Here is a 15,301-nt window from a genome sequence, read left to right on the forward strand (position 1 = left end):
CGTCCATAACACCGTGGTGTCAGGTCTGACAAACGGACACGGGCTCAACCGTTAGGCTTGCGTACGGTCGAGCTCGTGTCTGAATGTCAGACCTGACACCGAGGGGTATTCGGGCGGTGCGGAGAACCAGGGCAGCGTGCGCCGCAGGAAGGCGTCCATCGCTTCCACGGTCGGTTCCACCCAAGGGTCGAACAGCCAGAAGGAATGCGGGGTGCCCGGCAGTGCGACCGTGTCGCTTGCGATGCCGTACGAGGCCAGTTTCGCCGCCATCGCCTCGCGTCCCACCGAGAAGCGCGGCACGCCGCTGATGATGAAGAGCACCGGCGGGCTGTCCTTGCCCACGTGGGTGATCGGCGAAGCCGCGCGCCACAGCGGCGCCTTTTCCGAATAGCGCCCGCCGAACCAGGCACCCGCCGCGGACGGCTTCTTGTTCGGATCGTCCTCGTGCTTGCGCGATTCCTCGGTGGTGAAGTCCGACAGGCCGTCGATATTGATCACGGCGCGGACGGCTTGCGGCTCCAGCATGCCCACCAGCGAGGCGATCTGTCCGCCGGCCGATGCGCCCGAGATGGCCACGCGTCCCGGGTCGATGCCGAAGCTGGCCGCATTGTCGCGCAGCCAGCGCAGGGATTCCCTGACGTCGGTGATGGCGGCCGGATAGCGGGCCTGTCCCGACAGGCGGTAGCTGACGGTGGCGGCGGCGAAACCGCGTGCGGCCAGGCGCGCCGCCAGCGGCGCCATGCCGGTGCGATCACCGCTGGCCCAGCCGCCGCCGTGCACGAGGATCACGAGCGGCGCCGGTCTGGCGCCGGGCTGCGGCAGGTAGAGGTCGAGTCCGAGGGCCAGGTCGGGGTGCTCCAGGTAGACGAGGTCCTTGCGTAGCTGGACCGAGGCCGGTGTCTCGCTGCCCGCGATGCGGATGAAGGGGTAGTCGCGGACCAGCTTGCGATAGGTTGTTTCGGCGTTGTAGGGCGTCTGCGCCCAGGCGGCGCCGGTACCAAGCAGGGCCAGCACCAGGCCGGGAATGAATCGCTTCATAGTAGCTCCCCTCGGAACACGCAGCGCCGGCGCAGCGTGGCGCCTGGCGCCAGTACCGTCAGGCCGGGCTGGCCAGGCAGGTTGTGTGCATTGATCGGATGGTCGACGGGTTCGAAACAGAACACATCGCGCCCCTGCGGCACGTAGAGAATGAAGTAGTCCATGTCGGCGGCCACCGCGAGCGCCACGCCGCGTCCGGGCCAGGCGATGCGGGCATCGCCATGCCAGCCTTCGAACACATTGTCGACGCCATCCTGCGGTAGCGACGATGGATTGTCGAAACGCCACTGAAGGGGAATGTCCTGGCGCGCCAGCGGGAGCTTGTCCGGGCCGGCCATCCACACGCTGCGCGCGCCCGCCTGCAGGAGCGCGCCTTGCGGGTCCGGCATCCAGGGATGCAGGCCGAGGCCGAAAGGCAGAGCGCTGCGGCCGGCATTGCGCACACAGAGTTCGACCACCAGCGCATCATCAGCCAGGGTGTAGCGCAGTTCGGCGGTGTAGGCGAAGGGTGTGGCGTCCCAGCGGCCCAGGCTCAGGGTCAGGGAGGTGTCGTGGTGGGCCGCGACGCGCCAGCGCTGCTGCCAGGCGTCGCCGTGGATCGGGCAAGGCTCGCCCTCGCGGTTGGGCAGCGGCACATGCCGCACGCCTTCGAATGCGAAGCCCGTGGGCGACATCCGGTTCGACCAGGGCAGCAGGGGGAAGCAGGCCAGCTGGCCGGGGAGCGGCATGCCATCGAAGTCCCCGGGCAGGCCGCGCAGCAGCGGCACCCTTTCCTCGCCGCGCAGCCAGTCGAGCCGCGCCAGTCCGCCTCCCACCTGCGGCAGCACTTCCGCCAGCAGGCAGTCGTTGCGCAAGGCGAGGCGTTCCAGCACGGGCGTCGGCATCGGCGCTCAGTATTGCGGGCCGTCGAGCAGGAACTTGCCGCCCTGGTACATGGTGGTGACGTCGTCCTTGTCCGGGAACTCCGAGGTATCCGGGAACAGGTGGGCGAATTTCGCGGAGCTGTCCTTCGGCTTGTAGCCCAGGTGCGCGGCCAGGCGGTTGTCCCACCAGACGCTGTCGTTGTCCGACACGCCATAGATGATGGTGTGGCCCACGCGCGGCGCGAACAGCGAGCAGCGCAGCATCTCGGTGAGGTCGTCGTAGGAGAAATACGTGCTCATCATGCGCTTGTTGGCCGGCTCCGGGAAGCTCGAGCCGATGCGGATGCAGACGGTCTCGATGCCGAAGCGGTCGAAGTAGTAGCGCGCGATCTGCTCGCCGAAAACCTTCGACAGACCGTAGTAGCTGTCGGGGCGGGTCGGCGAGTTCGCATCGAGCACCGTGTTGACGTGGTGGTAGCCGATCGCGTGGTTCGAGCTGGCGAACACCACGCGGCGGGTGCCGGCCTTGTGCAGCGCCTCGTACAGGTTGGCCACGCCCAGGATGTTGGCCTGCATGATCGGCTCGAAGGGCTTCTCGGTCGAGATGCCGCCGAAATGCAGGACGGCGTCGACGCCTTCGAGCAGTTTGATCACGGCTTCCTTGTCGGCCAGGTCGCACTGGACGATTTCCTCGCCCTCGCGTGCTTCGCCCATGTCGGCGACATCGGACAGGCGCACCACCTCGGCCCAGGGCTTGATGCGGTCGCGCAGGACCTTGCCCAGGCCGCCGGCGGCGCCGGTCAGCAGGATGCGTTTGAAGGGTCTGCCTTTTACTTCACTCATTCCAATACTCCTTGATTCCGTCGCGTCAATGCGGGGTGGCCGGCGCCGCCGGCCACCCCGCATGGGCGAACTATTCTGTCAGGTCACCGGCGCCGGATTGAACAGCGCCAGCGCATTATGCAGTTTCCAGTGTTCGGCCCAGGTCTTGCGCCCGCTCGCCACATCGAGGATGAGGCGGAACAGCTCCCGGCCCACGTCCTCGATGGTAGCTTCTCCGCTGGCGATGCGGCCGGCGTTCACGTCCATCAGGTCGTGCCAGCGGTTGGCCAGCTCGGTGCGGGTCGCCACCTTGATGACCGGGACGGCGGCCAGGCCATAGGGCGTGCCGCGGCCGGTGGTGAAGATGTGCACATTCATGCCGGCCGCCATCTGCAGGGTGCCGCAGATGAAATCGCTGGCCGGGGTGGCGGCGTAGATCAGGCCCTTCTGCTGCAGCTTCTCGCCCGGCGACAGCACGCCGGTAATCGCCGTGGTGCCCGACTTGACGATCGAGCCCATGGCCTTTTCCACGATGTTCGACAGGCCGCCCTTCTTGTTGCCGGGCGTGGTGTTGGCGCTGCGGTCGACGCCGCCGCGCACCAGGTAATCGTCGTACCACTGCATCTCGCGCACCATCGCCTGGGCGATTTCCGGGGTGGCGGCGCGCGCGGTCAGCTGGTCGATGCCGTCGCGGACCTCGGTGATCTCGGAGAACATCACGGCCGCGCCGGCGCGCACCAAGAGGTCGGTGGCGAAGCCGACGGCCGGGTTGGCGGTCACGCCCGAGAAGGCGTCGCTGCCGCCGCACTGCACGCCGACCACGAGGTCCGACGCCGGGCAGGTGACGCGCTGGCGCGCATTGAGTTCCTGCAGGTGCTTTTCGGCGGTCTGCATCAGGTTGTCGATCATCGACATGAAGCCGACGTGCTGCTGGTCCTGCAGGGTGATCACGGAGGGTTCCGCATTCCCGATCGGGATCGCGCCGGCCGGGAACAGGCGCGCCGGCGGCAGCTTCTCGCAGCCCAGGCTCACCACCATCACGCTGTCGCCGAAGTTCGGGTTGCGCGAGAGGTTGCGGATGGTCTTGATCGGGATGTCGGCGCCGGGCGCGTCGATCGCGACGCCGCATCCATAGACGTGTTCGAGCGCGACCACGTCCTCGACGTTCGGGTAGCGCGGCAGCAGCTCTTCCTTGATGCGCTTGACCGCGTAGTCGATCACGCCCGAGACGCACTGCACGGTGCTGGTGATCGCCATGATGTTGCGGGTTCCGACCGAGCCGTCCTTGTTGCGGTAGCCTTCGAAGGTATAGCCCTCCAGGTCCTGGACCGCCGCCACCGCCTGGGTGCCGATCGGAAGGTCGTCGAGCGAGCGTGCGGCCGGCATGCGCAGCACGCGCTCCGAAACCCAGCTGCCGCGCGGGATCGGGCCGTTGGCGTAGCCGATCGTGACGCCATAGCGGACGACGGGGTCACCGTCCGCGAAGTCGACCAGCGCCACCTTGTGCCCCTGCGGGACGCCCTCGACGAGGGTCAGGCCGTCGGGGAAGACGGTGCCCGCGGGCAGTCCGCCGTCGTTGGCGACGATCGCGACATTGTCGCTGGCCTGCATGCGGATGGTGCGCGGAAGGTCTTGGTTCATGATGTGTTGCCTTGGTCGGTAGGTTCTTTTTCAGTATGCCATACAACATCTCGCAGTGGCTAGTCCACCTTGCGATTTTGGCCCGACCAAATTAGAATGGCCTGACCAATAAGATGCAAATAAGTAGCGAACAAGTAAGCTGGTGCAGTATTTGGACAACACACCGACTGGAGACACATGAAGACGACCATGCTGGCAGCCTCGCTCGCCACCCTGTTAGGCTGCGCACTCGCCTGCGGCCCCGCCCTGGCCCAGGGCGGCCACTACCGCAATCCGGACAACAAGAACCTGAAGGACCCGGCCGAAGGCACCTATCCGGTGCCGTACAAGATGCCGCAGGTGGCCGAAGTCACGGCCCAGCTGAAGTCGATCCGCGCCTACATGGACAGCGCGACGCCGACCCGGATCATCAACAGGAAGACGGGCGACCAGATCTTCGACCTGAAGACGCCGAACGCGGACGCGATCTTTGAGCCCAGCGCGGGCGACTACGGCATCCAGGTCTATGAGATGGGCGTGGTCCACTCGGGCCTCCTGAAAGCGGCGGAGGCCACCGGCGACCCGAGCTTCACGGCGATGACCCAGCGCCACTTCCAGTTCTTCTCCCAGACCCTCCCCTACTTCCGCGCCCAGGAACAGAAGTTCCACCTCGAACGGGCCAACAGCTTTTCCCGCTTCCTCGATCCGCGCTCGCTGGACGATTCCGGCTCGATGTGCGCCGCCCTGATCCGCGCGCGCCTGAAGAACGTCGGTCCGGACCTCAAGCCCATGATCGACGCCTGCAGCGACTGGGTCATCAACAAGCAGTTCCGCCTGGAAGACGGCACCATGGCGCGCAAGCGTCCGCAGGAAGTCTCGCTGTGGGCCGACGACATGTACATGAGCATCCCCGCCCTGGCCGAGATGGGCCGCATGACCGGCAACCGCAAGCACTTCGACGACGCGGTCAACAATGTGATGGGCATGACGAGCCGCATGTTCAATCCGCAGCTGGGCCTGTACACCCACGGCTGGCACGCCAACCACCAGGACGCGCCGCGCTTCTACTGGGCGCGCGCCAACGGCTGGGCGGTGCTGGCCATGTCCGACCTGCTCGACGTGCTGCCGAAGGACCACCCGGGCTACCCGAAGGTGCTGAACCAGCTGCGGCTTTCCATCAAAGGCATCGCCGAACTGCAGTCGGGCACGGGCCTGTGGCACCAGATGATCGACCGGAACGACTCGTATCTGGAGACCTCGGCCAGCGCCATCTTCACCTACGTGATCGCGCACGCCGTCAACCAGGGCTGGGTCAGCCCGACCACCTACGGCTCGATCGCGCAGGCCGGCTGGGCGGGCCTCACCACCCGCATCACCGCCAAGGGTGAAGTCGAAGGCACCTGCGTGGGCACCACGCTGGCCGGCGACATGGTCTATTACTACAACCGCCCGACCAGCGTGCACGCGCTGCACGGCTACGGCCCGATGCTGCTGGCCGGCGCCGAGATCATCAGGCTGATCAAGAATCCGGCCTTCGAAGTCCAGCACAAGGTTCGCACGTATCATTACATGCCCAAGGGCGGCAAGACCGACTACCGCGAACATCACTGAAAGGCGACTGAACACATGAAACGTTTGATCCTTGCAGCTGTACTTACCGCATCCCTGAACGCATACGCCGCCGAGAAACTGGCCGTCACCGTCCAGCACGACCTGTCCATCGCCCGCCCGTCGGAAACCATCACCATTCCCTGGAGCGACGTCAACGCCGCCCTGCCGGGCGCCCTGATCCAGAAGATCGCGGTCAAGGACGCCAAGGGCAATGTGCTGCCCTACCAGGTGACCAACGTGGCGCCGCTGGCCAAGGATCCGAAGGGTGTCGGCGCCGCCTACGGCGAGCTGATTTTCCAGCACAACTTCGCCGCCGGCGAGAAGAGCGCCAGCTTCACGGTGGAGAGAATCGACACCGTGGCGCCGGTGTTCCCGACCAAGGCGTTTGCACGCTACGTGCCGGAGCGCCTGGACGACTTCGCCTGGGAGAACGACAAGATCGCCCACCGCACTTACGGCCCCGCCCTGGCTGCGCCTGCGCCCGCGGGCGTGACCAAGGAAGTGCTGGTGACCAGTGGCCTGGACCTGTGGTTCAAGCGCGTGCCCTATCCGATCGTCGACCGCTGGTACAACAAGGGCCATGACCACTACCACAAGGACGAGGGTGAGGGCATGGACATGTACAACGTCGGCAAGTCGCGCGGCGCGGGCGGCACCGGCGTGTGGGACGGCAAGCAGCTCTACACCGGCGTGAACTATGCCAGCTGGCGCGTACTGGCCAACGGCCCGGTGCGCGCGATCTTCGAGCTGCACTACGCAGCCTGGGACGCGGCAGGCAAGAAGGTCAGCGAGATCAAGCGCTTCACCGTGGACGCGGGCCATCAGCTGGACCGCATCGACAGTACCTTCCAGTACGAGGGCAACGAGCCGATCACGGTGGCGGTGGGCCTGAACAAGAACCCGAGCGACAAGAACCAGGATCCGTCCATCACCGTCAAGCGCGAAGGCCCGGTGCTGCTGCAGTGGGTCGAGCAGAAGAGCAACGACGCCTTCGGCACCGCGGTCGTGATCCCGGGCGCGGAAGGTTTCGCCCAGGACAACCTCAACGAACTGATCCTCGCCAAGGCGACGTCCGGCAAGCCGCTGCGCTACTATGCGGGCGGCGCCTGGAGCCGTGCCGGCGAGATCACCTCGCTGGCGCAGTGGCAGAAGTACCTGCAGGACGCCGCCGCCCGCGCCGGCAGTCCGGTACGCGTTCTGCTTTCGCGCCAGCAGTAAAGGGGGATGATGATGCACTTCCAGCCCCGCCGCCGCGCCATCCTGCGCACCGTTCCCGCCGCCGGCCTGCTGCTGGGCGGCGCCGGTTGCGCGACCCAATCCACCGGCAAGAGCGCCGCGGATGCCTGGAAGCGCGCCGACGACATCGTCGCGCGCTTCGCCACGCCGCAGCGCTTCCGCGAAGAAGACTTCCCGATCACGGCCTACGGCGCCCAGCCCTGCTCCATGGTCGCAACCCGCGGGCAGACCGCTTCGCTCGTCAACGGTACCCTGCGCACACCCGCGCCCGATTCGCCCGACGCCTACCCCGCCATCACGCAGGCGATCAAGGCCTGCAACGCCAAGGGCGGCGGCCGTGTCGTGATCCCGGCCGGCGACTGGTACTGCGCCGGCCCGATCGTGCTGCTGTCGAACGTGCACGTGCACCTGGCCGCCGGCGCGCGCGTGCACTTCTCCGCGAATCCGGAACACTATGCACGCCACGGCGAGTTCGATTGCGGCGCCAACGGCAAGCTGACCCTGTCGCGCTGGCAGGGCAACGATGTCCTCAACTACTCGCCCATGGTCTATGCCTACAGCCAGACCAATATCGCGCTCACCGGCGCCGACTGGACCAGCATCCTGAACGGCCAGGGCGGCGTGCCCTTCGAGCACAAGCAGGACGAGTGCTGGTGGGACTGGAAGGGCCGCGGCAAGCCCGCACGCATCCGCACCGAAATCGCCCCGAACCCGGTGAACGCGCCGCTCGCGCAGGTGGCGCCGAACATGCCGCCGGCGCAGCGTGAGCTGATCCAGGGCGAAGGCTGGCAGACCGATTCGCGCTACCTGCCGGCCCTGTCGGAAGCCAGGGTGCCGGTGGCCAAACGCGTATTCGGCCGCGGCCACTTCCTGCGTCCCTGCATGATCGAATTCATCGGCTGCACCAAAGTCCTGATGCAGGGCTACCAGGTGAATGCGGCGCCGTTCTGGCTGCACCATCCGGTGAACTGCCGCGACCTCGTGATCCGCGGCGTGAACATGGAGAGCCTGGGCCCGAACAGCGACGGCTTCGATCCGGAAGCCTGCGACGGCGTGCTGGTCGAGGACTGCACCTTCAACAACGGCGACGACTGCATCGCGATCAAGGCCGGCAAGAACCTGGATACCCAGTTCGGCCCGACCCGCAATATCGTGATCCAGCGCTGCATCATGAACAGCGGCCACGGCGGCGTGACCCTGGGCAGCGAGATGGCGGGCGGCATCGAGCACGTGTATGCGCGCGATCTCGAGTTCCGCAACGTCCACTGGGCCAGGGATCCGCTGAACACGGCGATCCGCCTGAAGACGAACATGAACCGCGGCGGCTTCCTGCGCCACCTCTATGTGCGCGACGTGACGATTCCGAACGGCGTGCAGATCGAGCCGTCCTGGTACAAGCCGCTTCCGGGTGCGAAAGAGATCACACAGCCGGTGGCCTCGACCGCCGGCGCCATCATCACCATCGACTGCGACTACGTGCCGGGCGACGATGCGGTGCGCACCCGCCCGCCGCAGGTCTCGGACATCGACATCCGCGGCGTGCGCACGCAGGACGTGCAGACCAAGGACGGCCGCTTCTCCTGCTACCAGGCCTTCGTGCTGCTGGGCCCCGTGGCCTCGAGCTACAACGGTGCGGCGGGCGTGGCGATCCCGCCGATCACCCGGGTGCGCATCAGCGACTCCGATTTCGGCACCCCGAAAAACGGCGCCCAGCCCTGGTTCCTGCACAACGCCACCGCGGTCACGCTCGAGAACGTAACCATTGCGGGTAAGAAATACAACACGGCTCTCCCTTAAGTAATAGGCAACAACGCTTCTCCAACGCAGGTCAGACCAATCCGTGTATTTATTTTGGAGTGGTCTGACCAAAACGGCAATATTTGGTCTAAAATCCGGAAACCGGCCTGACCAGATAAATACAAAGCCGCAGTGGCAGGCGCCCTGATAAAAACGCATGGAGACAGCATGAAACAACGTTCGCAGCGTGCAGTTTTGCGCAAACTCACCCTGTGCCTGCTCGGCACGGCCTCGGTTTCCTCCCTTTCCGTCGGCGCCGCATTCGCCCAGACTACCGACACGCCCCAGATCCAGACCGTGCAGGTGACCGGCCTGCGCGCCTCGCTCGAGAGCGCCCTGAATGCCAAGCGCCAGGACAACGGCATCGTCGACGTCATCAAGGCCGAGGACATGGGCAAGTTCCCCGACACGAACCTGGCCGAGTCGCTGCAGCGCGTGCCGGGCGTGGTGATCGACCGCGACGCCGGCGAAGGCCGCAACATCACGGTGCGCGGCCTGGGCCAGGACTTCACCCGCGTGCGCATCAACGGCATCGAGGGCCTCGCCACCACCGGCGGCACCGACAGCTCGGGCGGCACCAACCGCGGCCGCGGCTTCGACTTCAACGTCTTCGCTTCCGAGCTGTTCAGCTCCCTCACCGTGCGCAAGAGTTCCTCGGCCGACGTCGACGAAGGCTCGCTCGGCGCCACCGTCGACCTGCAGACCCTGCGTCCCTTCGACCTGAAAGGCTTCAACGCCACCATCGCGGCCAAGGGCAAGTACAACGACGGCTCCGAGAAGGTCGACCCGCGCGTGGCCTTCATGCTGTCGAACACCTTCATGGACCGTACCCTGGGCGTGCTGGTCTCGGGCGCCTTCTCGAAACGCCGCGTGCTGGAAGACGGCTTCTCGACCGTCCGCTGGGACAACGGCCCGTCCTCGGGTGGCTGGTGCGCGCCGCAGGGCGTGACCGCGAACCCGTCGAACTCCACCGCCACCACCTGCGGCCCGGCCGCGCAGGGCGTGCCGCGCCTGCCCGCATCGCAAGCCGCGACGGACGCCTACAACGCGGCCAGCAATCCAAACAACTTCCATCCGCGCCTGCCGCGCTACGGTCGCCTGACCCACGACCAGGACCGCCTGGGCCTGACGGCCTCGGTGCAATGGCGTCCGCAACGCGGCACCCTGCTCACCTTCGACATGCTGTACTCGAAGCTGGACGCGACCCGCCAGGAAGACTTCCTGGAAGCGATCTCCTTCAGCCGCAGCGCCAGCCAGGGCGGCAAGCCGCAGACCAGCGTGGTCGAGGCCCAGTACGCGCCCGACGGCGCCCTCCTCTACGGCAAGTACAACGGCGTGGACGTGCGCGCCGAGTCGCGCTACGACGAGCTGAACACCACCTTCACCCAGCCGACCCTGAGCCTCGAGCACAAGTTCAACGACAGCTGGAGCATGAGCGCCAAGGTGGGCCGCGCCAATTCGAAGTTCCGCAACCCGGTGCAGACCACGGTCACCCTGGACGCGCTCAACGTCAACGGCTACACCCTCGACTTCCGCCAGGACGCCCGCGCCGCCATCATCGGCTATCCCTTCGACCCGATGGCCGCCAACGGCGCGCTCGGCATTGTCGGCGTGCCGCAGGTGACGAGCGTCGCCCAGCCAACCACGGTGCCGAACACCACCACCAGCGAGATCCGCATCCGTCCGCAGGGCGCGACCAACGTCAACGACGTGGCCCAGTTCGACCTGGCCTGGGAAGCCAGCGACAACCTGACCTTCAAGGGCGGCCTGAACCGTAAGAAGTACGAGTCGGACACGTATGAATTCCGCCGCGTGAACCAGAACGACACGATCTTCGCCCCGCCCGCCGGCAGCTCGGGCCTGACCACGACCGTGACCGGCTTCGGCCAGGGCAATGTGAGCGGCTGGGTGATCCCGAACCTGTCCGCCATCGCGGCCGCCTACGACATCTACTGCAACTGCATCAAGGCCGGTCCCGCCGGCGGTCCGGGCGACTTCACCCTGTCCTCGATCACCAACGGCAATGCGCGCGGCAACAACCGCACCGTCACCGAGCGCGACGACGGCTTCTACCTGATGGGCGAGTTCAAGTACGACCTGTGGGACATCCCGGTGCGCGGCAACGTCGGCGTGCGCTACGTGAAGACCGAACTGGAAGCGATCGGCTACCAGGCGGCAGGCGGCGGCACCGCGGTGAAGGTGGAGCACGACTACAAGGACACCCTGCCTTCGTTCAATATCGCGGCCAACCTGACCCAGGACTTCATCGTGCGCTTCGGCGCGGCCAAGGTGATGACCCGTCCGCAACTGAACTTCCTGTCGCCGGGCGGCACCATCTCGACCACCGGTACCCTGACCATCAACACCGGCAACCCGCTGCTCAAACCCTTCCGCGCCAAGACCTTCGATTCGAGCTTCGAGTACTACTTCGGCAAGAACGCCTTCGTGGGCCTGGGCCTGTTCCAGAAGAACATCGACACCTACATCCAGTCGCTGCGCAACCAGATGCCGTTCCGCGAGACCGGCCTGCCGCTGTCGCTGCTGCCGGCGAACTTCACCGGTGAAGAAGAGTTCGCGGTGACCGCCCCGATCAACACCGACGGCGGCAAGCTGAAGGGCTTCGAGATCAACTACCAGCAGCCCTTCACCTTCCTCCCGGGCTGGGGCAGGAACTTCGGCACGGTGCTGAACTACACCAAGGTCAGCTCGAAGATCGAGTATGCGATCTCCCCGACCAGCAGCGAGCGCATCGTCGACGACCTGCTGAACCTCTCGCCGAAATCCTGGAACGCGACCTTCTACTATGACGACGGCAGGTTCAGCGCGCGCGTCTCGGGCGCCAAGCGTTCGTCCTTCCTGACCCGCGTGCCGGGCCAGAACAACAACGACGTCGAAGGCAAGAACGAAACCTTCAACGTGGACCTGTCGCTCTCGTACAAGTGGAACGAGCGCCTCGAGTTCACGCTGGAAGGCATCAACCTGACCAACGAACCGAGCGACCAGTTCATCAGCCGCGCGCGCAACAGCGTGGTGGTGAACAACGTCACCGGCCGCGAGTACCTGGCCGGCCTGCGCTACAAGTTCTGAGCTTTTCTCTGGTGTGACCTTCGGCCCGCGCTTGCGCGGGCTTTTTTGTTGATGGCGCCCGGGTTGTCGTAGGGTGGACGGCTTCGCCGTCCGCGCGTCCAAATACACGGTGATGTATGACACATCGTCCATTTTCACGCCGGCTGAACGCGCGGTCGGCGAAGCCGACCACCCTACTTGCCAGCACCCGGGTCCTGTGGAAAGATGGGCTGCCCTCTATAAGCCAGGACTCATGGACCGCTTCGCCGAACTCAAGACCTTCTGCACCGTCGCCGCCAGCGGCGGCTTCTCCAGCGCCGCGCGCCAGCTCGGCGTCGCCACCTCCTCGGTCACGCGCGTCATCGACGCCCTCGAAGCGCGCCTGGGCGTGGCCCTGCTGAACCGCTCGACCCGCAGCGTCACGCTGACCGAGGCGGGACGCGGCTACCAGGAAGACGCGCTGCGCATCCTCGAGCAGCTCGAGGCCGCCGACGATGCGGTGAGCGAGCGCGGCGACGAGGTCAAGGGCGTGCTGCGCGTGGCGGCCCCGCCGGCCTTCGCCGCGCAGTACATCGCGCCGATGCTGCCGGACCTGCGGGTGCGCCATCCGCGCCTGACCCTGGACCTGTGCCTGAGCAATGCAACGGTCAGCCTGGCCGACGAATCGATCGACGTGGCGGTCCGCATCGGCAGCATCGATCCGGACAGCCGCCTGGTGGCGCGCCGCCTCGCCGCGCACGAGCGGGTGCTGTGCGCCAGTCCCGCCTACCTCAAGCGCCATGGCGCGCCGCGCGAGCCGTCCGAACTGGCGCGCCACGACTGCCTGCAGTTCAGCTTCACCGACAACCGCCGCAGCTGGCGCCTGCGCCGCAAGGATGGCGGCGGCGCGGCGGTGCAAGAGATTCCGATCCGGGGCGTCGTCCAGGCGGACCACGCCGACGTGCTGCGCCAGGCCGCCATCGCCGGCCTGGGCGTGGCCATGCTGGCGCACTGGATGGTGCACGTCGACCTGCGCGAGGGCCGGCTGGTCCAGGTGCTGGACGACTACGACGTCAATCCGGGGCCGATGGACGTGGCCATGTATGCCGTGTACCAGGAAAACCGGCGCGGATCGCAGAAGATCCGCGCCTTCGTCGAGCTGCTGGCGCAGCACCTGGCGCGCGCCGGCATGCGCTGAAGCGCCTGCTCAGGCCTTGCCGAAAGCAGCCGGGCGGCCGGCGATCTCGCTGAACCAGTAGACCAGGCCAGCCAGCGGGAAGGCCATGCCGGCCAGCAGCGCGCCGTGCCAGCCGTGGTGGGCGTAGACCCAGGCGCCCGCCGCCGAACCCAGCGCGCCGCCGCTGAAGATCAGCGCGAAATAGATGCCGTTCAGGCGGCTGCGCACCTCGGCGCCGAGCGCGAAGATGGCGCGCTGGCCGAGGACCAGGTTGGCGGCCACCGCCATGTCCAGCACGATCGACGCCACCACCAGGATGCCGATGGAAAGCATCCGGGAGGCCGGCTCGACCAAGGGCAGCGCGAAGCCGATCACACCGAGCGCCAGCGCGACGGCGGTCGCGATCAAGGTATGGCCCTGGTCCGCCAGCCGTCCCGCCACCGGCGAGGCGATGGCGCCGGCCATGCCGACCAGGGCGAAGACCGCGATCCCGGTCTGCGACAGGTGGAAGTGCGGGCTTGCCAGCACCAGCGGCGTGACGGTCCAGAACAGGCTGAAGGATCCGAACAGGCCGGCCTGGTAGGCGGCGCGGCGGCGCAGCACGGGCGTGGTCGCGAACAGGGTCCACAGGGAGCCGATCAGGCGGCCGTAACCCAGCTGGTGCGCGGGCACGCGCTGCGGCAGCCTGCTGCGCAACACAAAAGCGAGCACCAGGATCGCCAGGGATGCGAGGCCGAAGACCAGGTGCCAGCCGCCGTGGTCGGCGATCAGGCTGGCGGCGGGACGCGCCACCATGATCCCGAGCAGCAGGCCGCTGACCACCGTGCCCACGTTGTAGCCGCGCGTTTCCTCGCGCGACAGGTGGGCGGCAAAGGGCACCAGCACCTGTGCCGCCACGGAGCCGAGGCCGATGCCGAGCGAGGCGGCGAGGAACATCCAGGCGCTGCTGCTGGCCGCCGCCAGGGCCAGGGCGGCACTGGTGGCCAGCAGGGCGACGAAGACCAGGCGGCGGTTTTCCAGCAGGTCGCCGAGCGGCACGATGAAGACCAGGCCGAGCGCGTAGCCGATCTGGGTGAGCGTGACGATCAGGCCCGCGGTCTCGAGCGAGAGGCCGGTGGCCGCGCTGATCGGGCCGACCAGGGTCTGGGAATAGTACAGGCTGGCGACGATCAGGCCGGCGGAAATGGCCAGCAGGCGCACCATGCCGGGGGAGATGTCGGGGGTGGTGGAGTGATGCATGTCGTGATCCTTGTGTAGTAGGGCTCGCAAGGATTGTAGGTCGCCCCTGCCCGGCGATTCACAGCGCGCCGCGCAAGACTGTTTTCGACGTGCAAAGAAAAAGGCCCGCACACGGCGGGCCTTGGAAGGAAGCGAACGCTCCTTAGAACTTGTAGCCGACGGCCAGGATCACGGAGACCGGGTCCAGCTTCATGTGCTGGGTCTGGCCGGTCGAGAAGTGCACGTCGGTGCGCAGGCGGGCCTTGTTGACGGTCACGTCGGCGAACCACTTCTCGTTGAAGTTCACGGCCATGCCGGCTTGCACGGTGTAGGTGAACTTGTTGTCGATGCTGAAGGTGGTCGGCACGCCGCGGCCCGGGTTGGTCACGGCGGTCATCTTGGCCGATCCGCGTTCCTTCATGAAGTAGGCGTAGGTCGCGCCCAGGCCCACGAAGGGACGGAAGGTCGAATTCGGTGCGCCGAAGCGGTACTGGGCGAACAGGGTCGCCGGCAGCGCCTCCACGGTGCCCAGCTCGCCGGTGCCTGCAATCGCGCCCGCGCCGTAGATCTTGTGCTTGTACGGCGTGCCGAGGGCGGTTTCGAGCGAGATGTTGTCGGTCAGGCCGTAGGCGAGGATGAGAACCGGCTGGATGTCGCTGTCGACGTCACCTTTCGAACCCGGCAGGGCCGGCGCGCTGATGTCGCCGCTCTCGACCTTCGGGGTCAGCTGGTTGAGGCCGAATTTGGCGGTGAACTGGCCGGCCGACTGGGCCGAGGCGGTCGATGCGCATGCCAGCGCGGCGGCCATGGCCAGGACTTTGACGATTGCTTTCATTTTTTCTCCTGATTGTCATTGAGGCCCACCCTATCGGGC

At 66.7% G+C, this 15,301-nt stretch carries 11 protein-coding genes; 5 read left to right on the plus strand and 6 right to left on the minus strand.

Features of this window, described 5'->3' with window-relative positions:
* Positions 1-51: 51 nt before the first annotated feature.
* From NX780_RS06135 to garD, 4 genes are all read right to left on the minus strand, one after another.
* Entirely contained in the window at positions 52-1,038 is a 987-nt protein-coding gene (locus tag NX780_RS06135; protein ID WP_258826968.1) for an alpha/beta hydrolase, read from the minus strand.
* Positions 1,035-1,922 carry an aldose 1-epimerase gene (locus tag NX780_RS06140; protein WP_258826969.1) on the minus strand — a complete coding sequence of 296 codons (888 nt, stop codon included), beginning with the start codon at positions 1,920-1,922 and terminating at the stop codon, positions 1,035-1,037. The genes NX780_RS06135 and NX780_RS06140 overlap by 4 nt, the downstream gene beginning before the upstream one ends.
* 6 nt (positions 1,923-1,928) lie before the next feature.
* Entirely contained in the window at positions 1,929-2,744 is an 816-nt protein-coding gene (locus tag NX780_RS06145) for an NAD-dependent epimerase/dehydratase family protein (RefSeq protein ID WP_258826970.1), read from the minus strand.
* Positions 2,745-2,822: 78 nt separating this feature from the next.
* Entirely contained in the window at positions 2,823-4,364 is a 1,542-nt protein-coding gene (garD, locus tag NX780_RS06150; RefSeq protein WP_258826971.1) for a galactarate dehydratase, read from the minus strand.
* 177 nt (positions 4,365-4,541) lie between these two features.
* Here garD and NX780_RS06155 point away from each other — a divergent pair, with 177 nt between their 5' ends.
* The 5 genes from NX780_RS06155 to NX780_RS06175 all read left to right on the plus strand — a co-directional run bounded on the left by NX780_RS06155 (position 4,542) and on the right by NX780_RS06175 (position 13,230).
* Entirely contained in the window at positions 4,542-5,954 is a 1,413-nt protein-coding gene (locus NX780_RS06155) for a glycoside hydrolase family 88/105 protein (protein WP_258826972.1), read from the plus strand.
* Between the two features lie 15 nt (positions 5,955-5,969).
* Positions 5,970-7,172, plus strand: coding sequence for a BT3233 family polysaccharide utilization protein (locus tag NX780_RS06160; protein ID WP_258826973.1), 1,203 nt, complete (start codon positions 5,970-5,972; stop codon positions 7,170-7,172).
* A gap of 6 nt (positions 7,173-7,178) precedes the next feature.
* Positions 7,179-8,987, plus strand: coding sequence for a glycoside hydrolase family 28 protein (locus NX780_RS06165; protein WP_307732677.1), 1,809 nt, complete (start codon positions 7,179-7,181; stop codon positions 8,985-8,987).
* A 168-nt stretch (positions 8,988-9,155) separates the two neighbouring features.
* Positions 9,156-12,074 carry a TonB-dependent receptor gene (locus NX780_RS06170; protein WP_258826974.1) on the plus strand — a complete coding sequence of 973 codons (2,919 nt, stop codon included), beginning with the start codon at positions 9,156-9,158 and terminating at the stop codon, positions 12,072-12,074.
* A gap of 232 nt (positions 12,075-12,306) precedes the next feature.
* On the plus strand, positions 12,307-13,230 hold the full coding sequence (locus NX780_RS06175) for a LysR family transcriptional regulator (RefSeq protein ID WP_258826975.1): 924 nt from the start codon (positions 12,307-12,309) through the stop codon (positions 13,228-13,230).
* A 9-nt stretch (positions 13,231-13,239) separates the two neighbouring features.
* Here NX780_RS06175 and NX780_RS06180 read toward each other — a convergent pair whose 3' ends face one another.
* Both NX780_RS06180 and NX780_RS06185 read right to left on the minus strand, forming a co-directional pair.
* Positions 13,240-14,448, minus strand: a complete 1,209-nt coding sequence (locus NX780_RS06180) for an MFS transporter (RefSeq protein WP_258826976.1) — start codon at positions 14,446-14,448, stop codon at positions 13,240-13,242.
* Positions 14,449-14,590: 142 nt separating this feature from the next.
* A complete protein-coding gene (locus tag NX780_RS06185) occupies positions 14,591-15,262 on the minus strand; it encodes an OmpW/AlkL family protein (RefSeq protein WP_258826977.1) in 672 nt (223 codons plus the stop codon).
* Positions 15,263-15,301 lie beyond the last annotated feature (39 nt).

Origin of the sequence: Massilia agri, assembly GCF_024753255.1 — a bacterium.
GTDB lineage: Bacteria > Pseudomonadota > Gammaproteobacteria > Burkholderiales > Burkholderiaceae_D > Telluria > Telluria agri.

Bases quoted from the DNA above. Each gene is read 5' to 3' on its own strand.
- NX780_RS06135 (WP_258826968.1), bottom strand. From the start codon at position 1,038: ATGAAGCGATTCATTCCCGGCCTGGTGCTGGCCCTGCTTGGTACCGGC.
- NX780_RS06140 (WP_258826969.1), bottom strand. From the start codon at position 1,922: ATGCCGACGCCCGTGCTGGAACGCCTCGCCTTGCGCAACGACTGCCTG.
- NX780_RS06145 (WP_258826970.1), bottom strand. From the start codon at position 2,744: ATGAGTGAAGTAAAAGGCAGACCCTTCAAACGCATCCTGCTGACCGGC.
- garD (WP_258826971.1), bottom strand. From the start codon at position 4,364: ATGAACCAAGACCTTCCGCGCACCATCCGCATGCAGGCCAGCGACAAT.
- NX780_RS06155 (WP_258826972.1), top strand. From the start codon at position 4,542: ATGAAGACGACCATGCTGGCAGCCTCGCTCGCCACCCTGTTAGGCTGC.
- NX780_RS06160 (WP_258826973.1), top strand. From the start codon at position 5,970: ATGAAACGTTTGATCCTTGCAGCTGTACTTACCGCATCCCTGAACGCA.
- NX780_RS06165 (WP_307732677.1), top strand. From the start codon at position 7,179: ATGATGATGCACTTCCAGCCCCGCCGCCGCGCCATCCTGCGCACCGTT.
- NX780_RS06170 (WP_258826974.1), top strand. From the start codon at position 9,156: ATGAAACAACGTTCGCAGCGTGCAGTTTTGCGCAAACTCACCCTGTGC.
- NX780_RS06175 (WP_258826975.1), top strand. From the start codon at position 12,307: ATGGACCGCTTCGCCGAACTCAAGACCTTCTGCACCGTCGCCGCCAGC.
- NX780_RS06180 (WP_258826976.1), bottom strand. From the start codon at position 14,448: ATGCATCACTCCACCACCCCCGACATCTCCCCCGGCATGGTGCGCCTG.
- NX780_RS06185 (WP_258826977.1), bottom strand. From the start codon at position 15,262: ATGAAAGCAATCGTCAAAGTCCTGGCCATGGCCGCCGCGCTGGCATGC.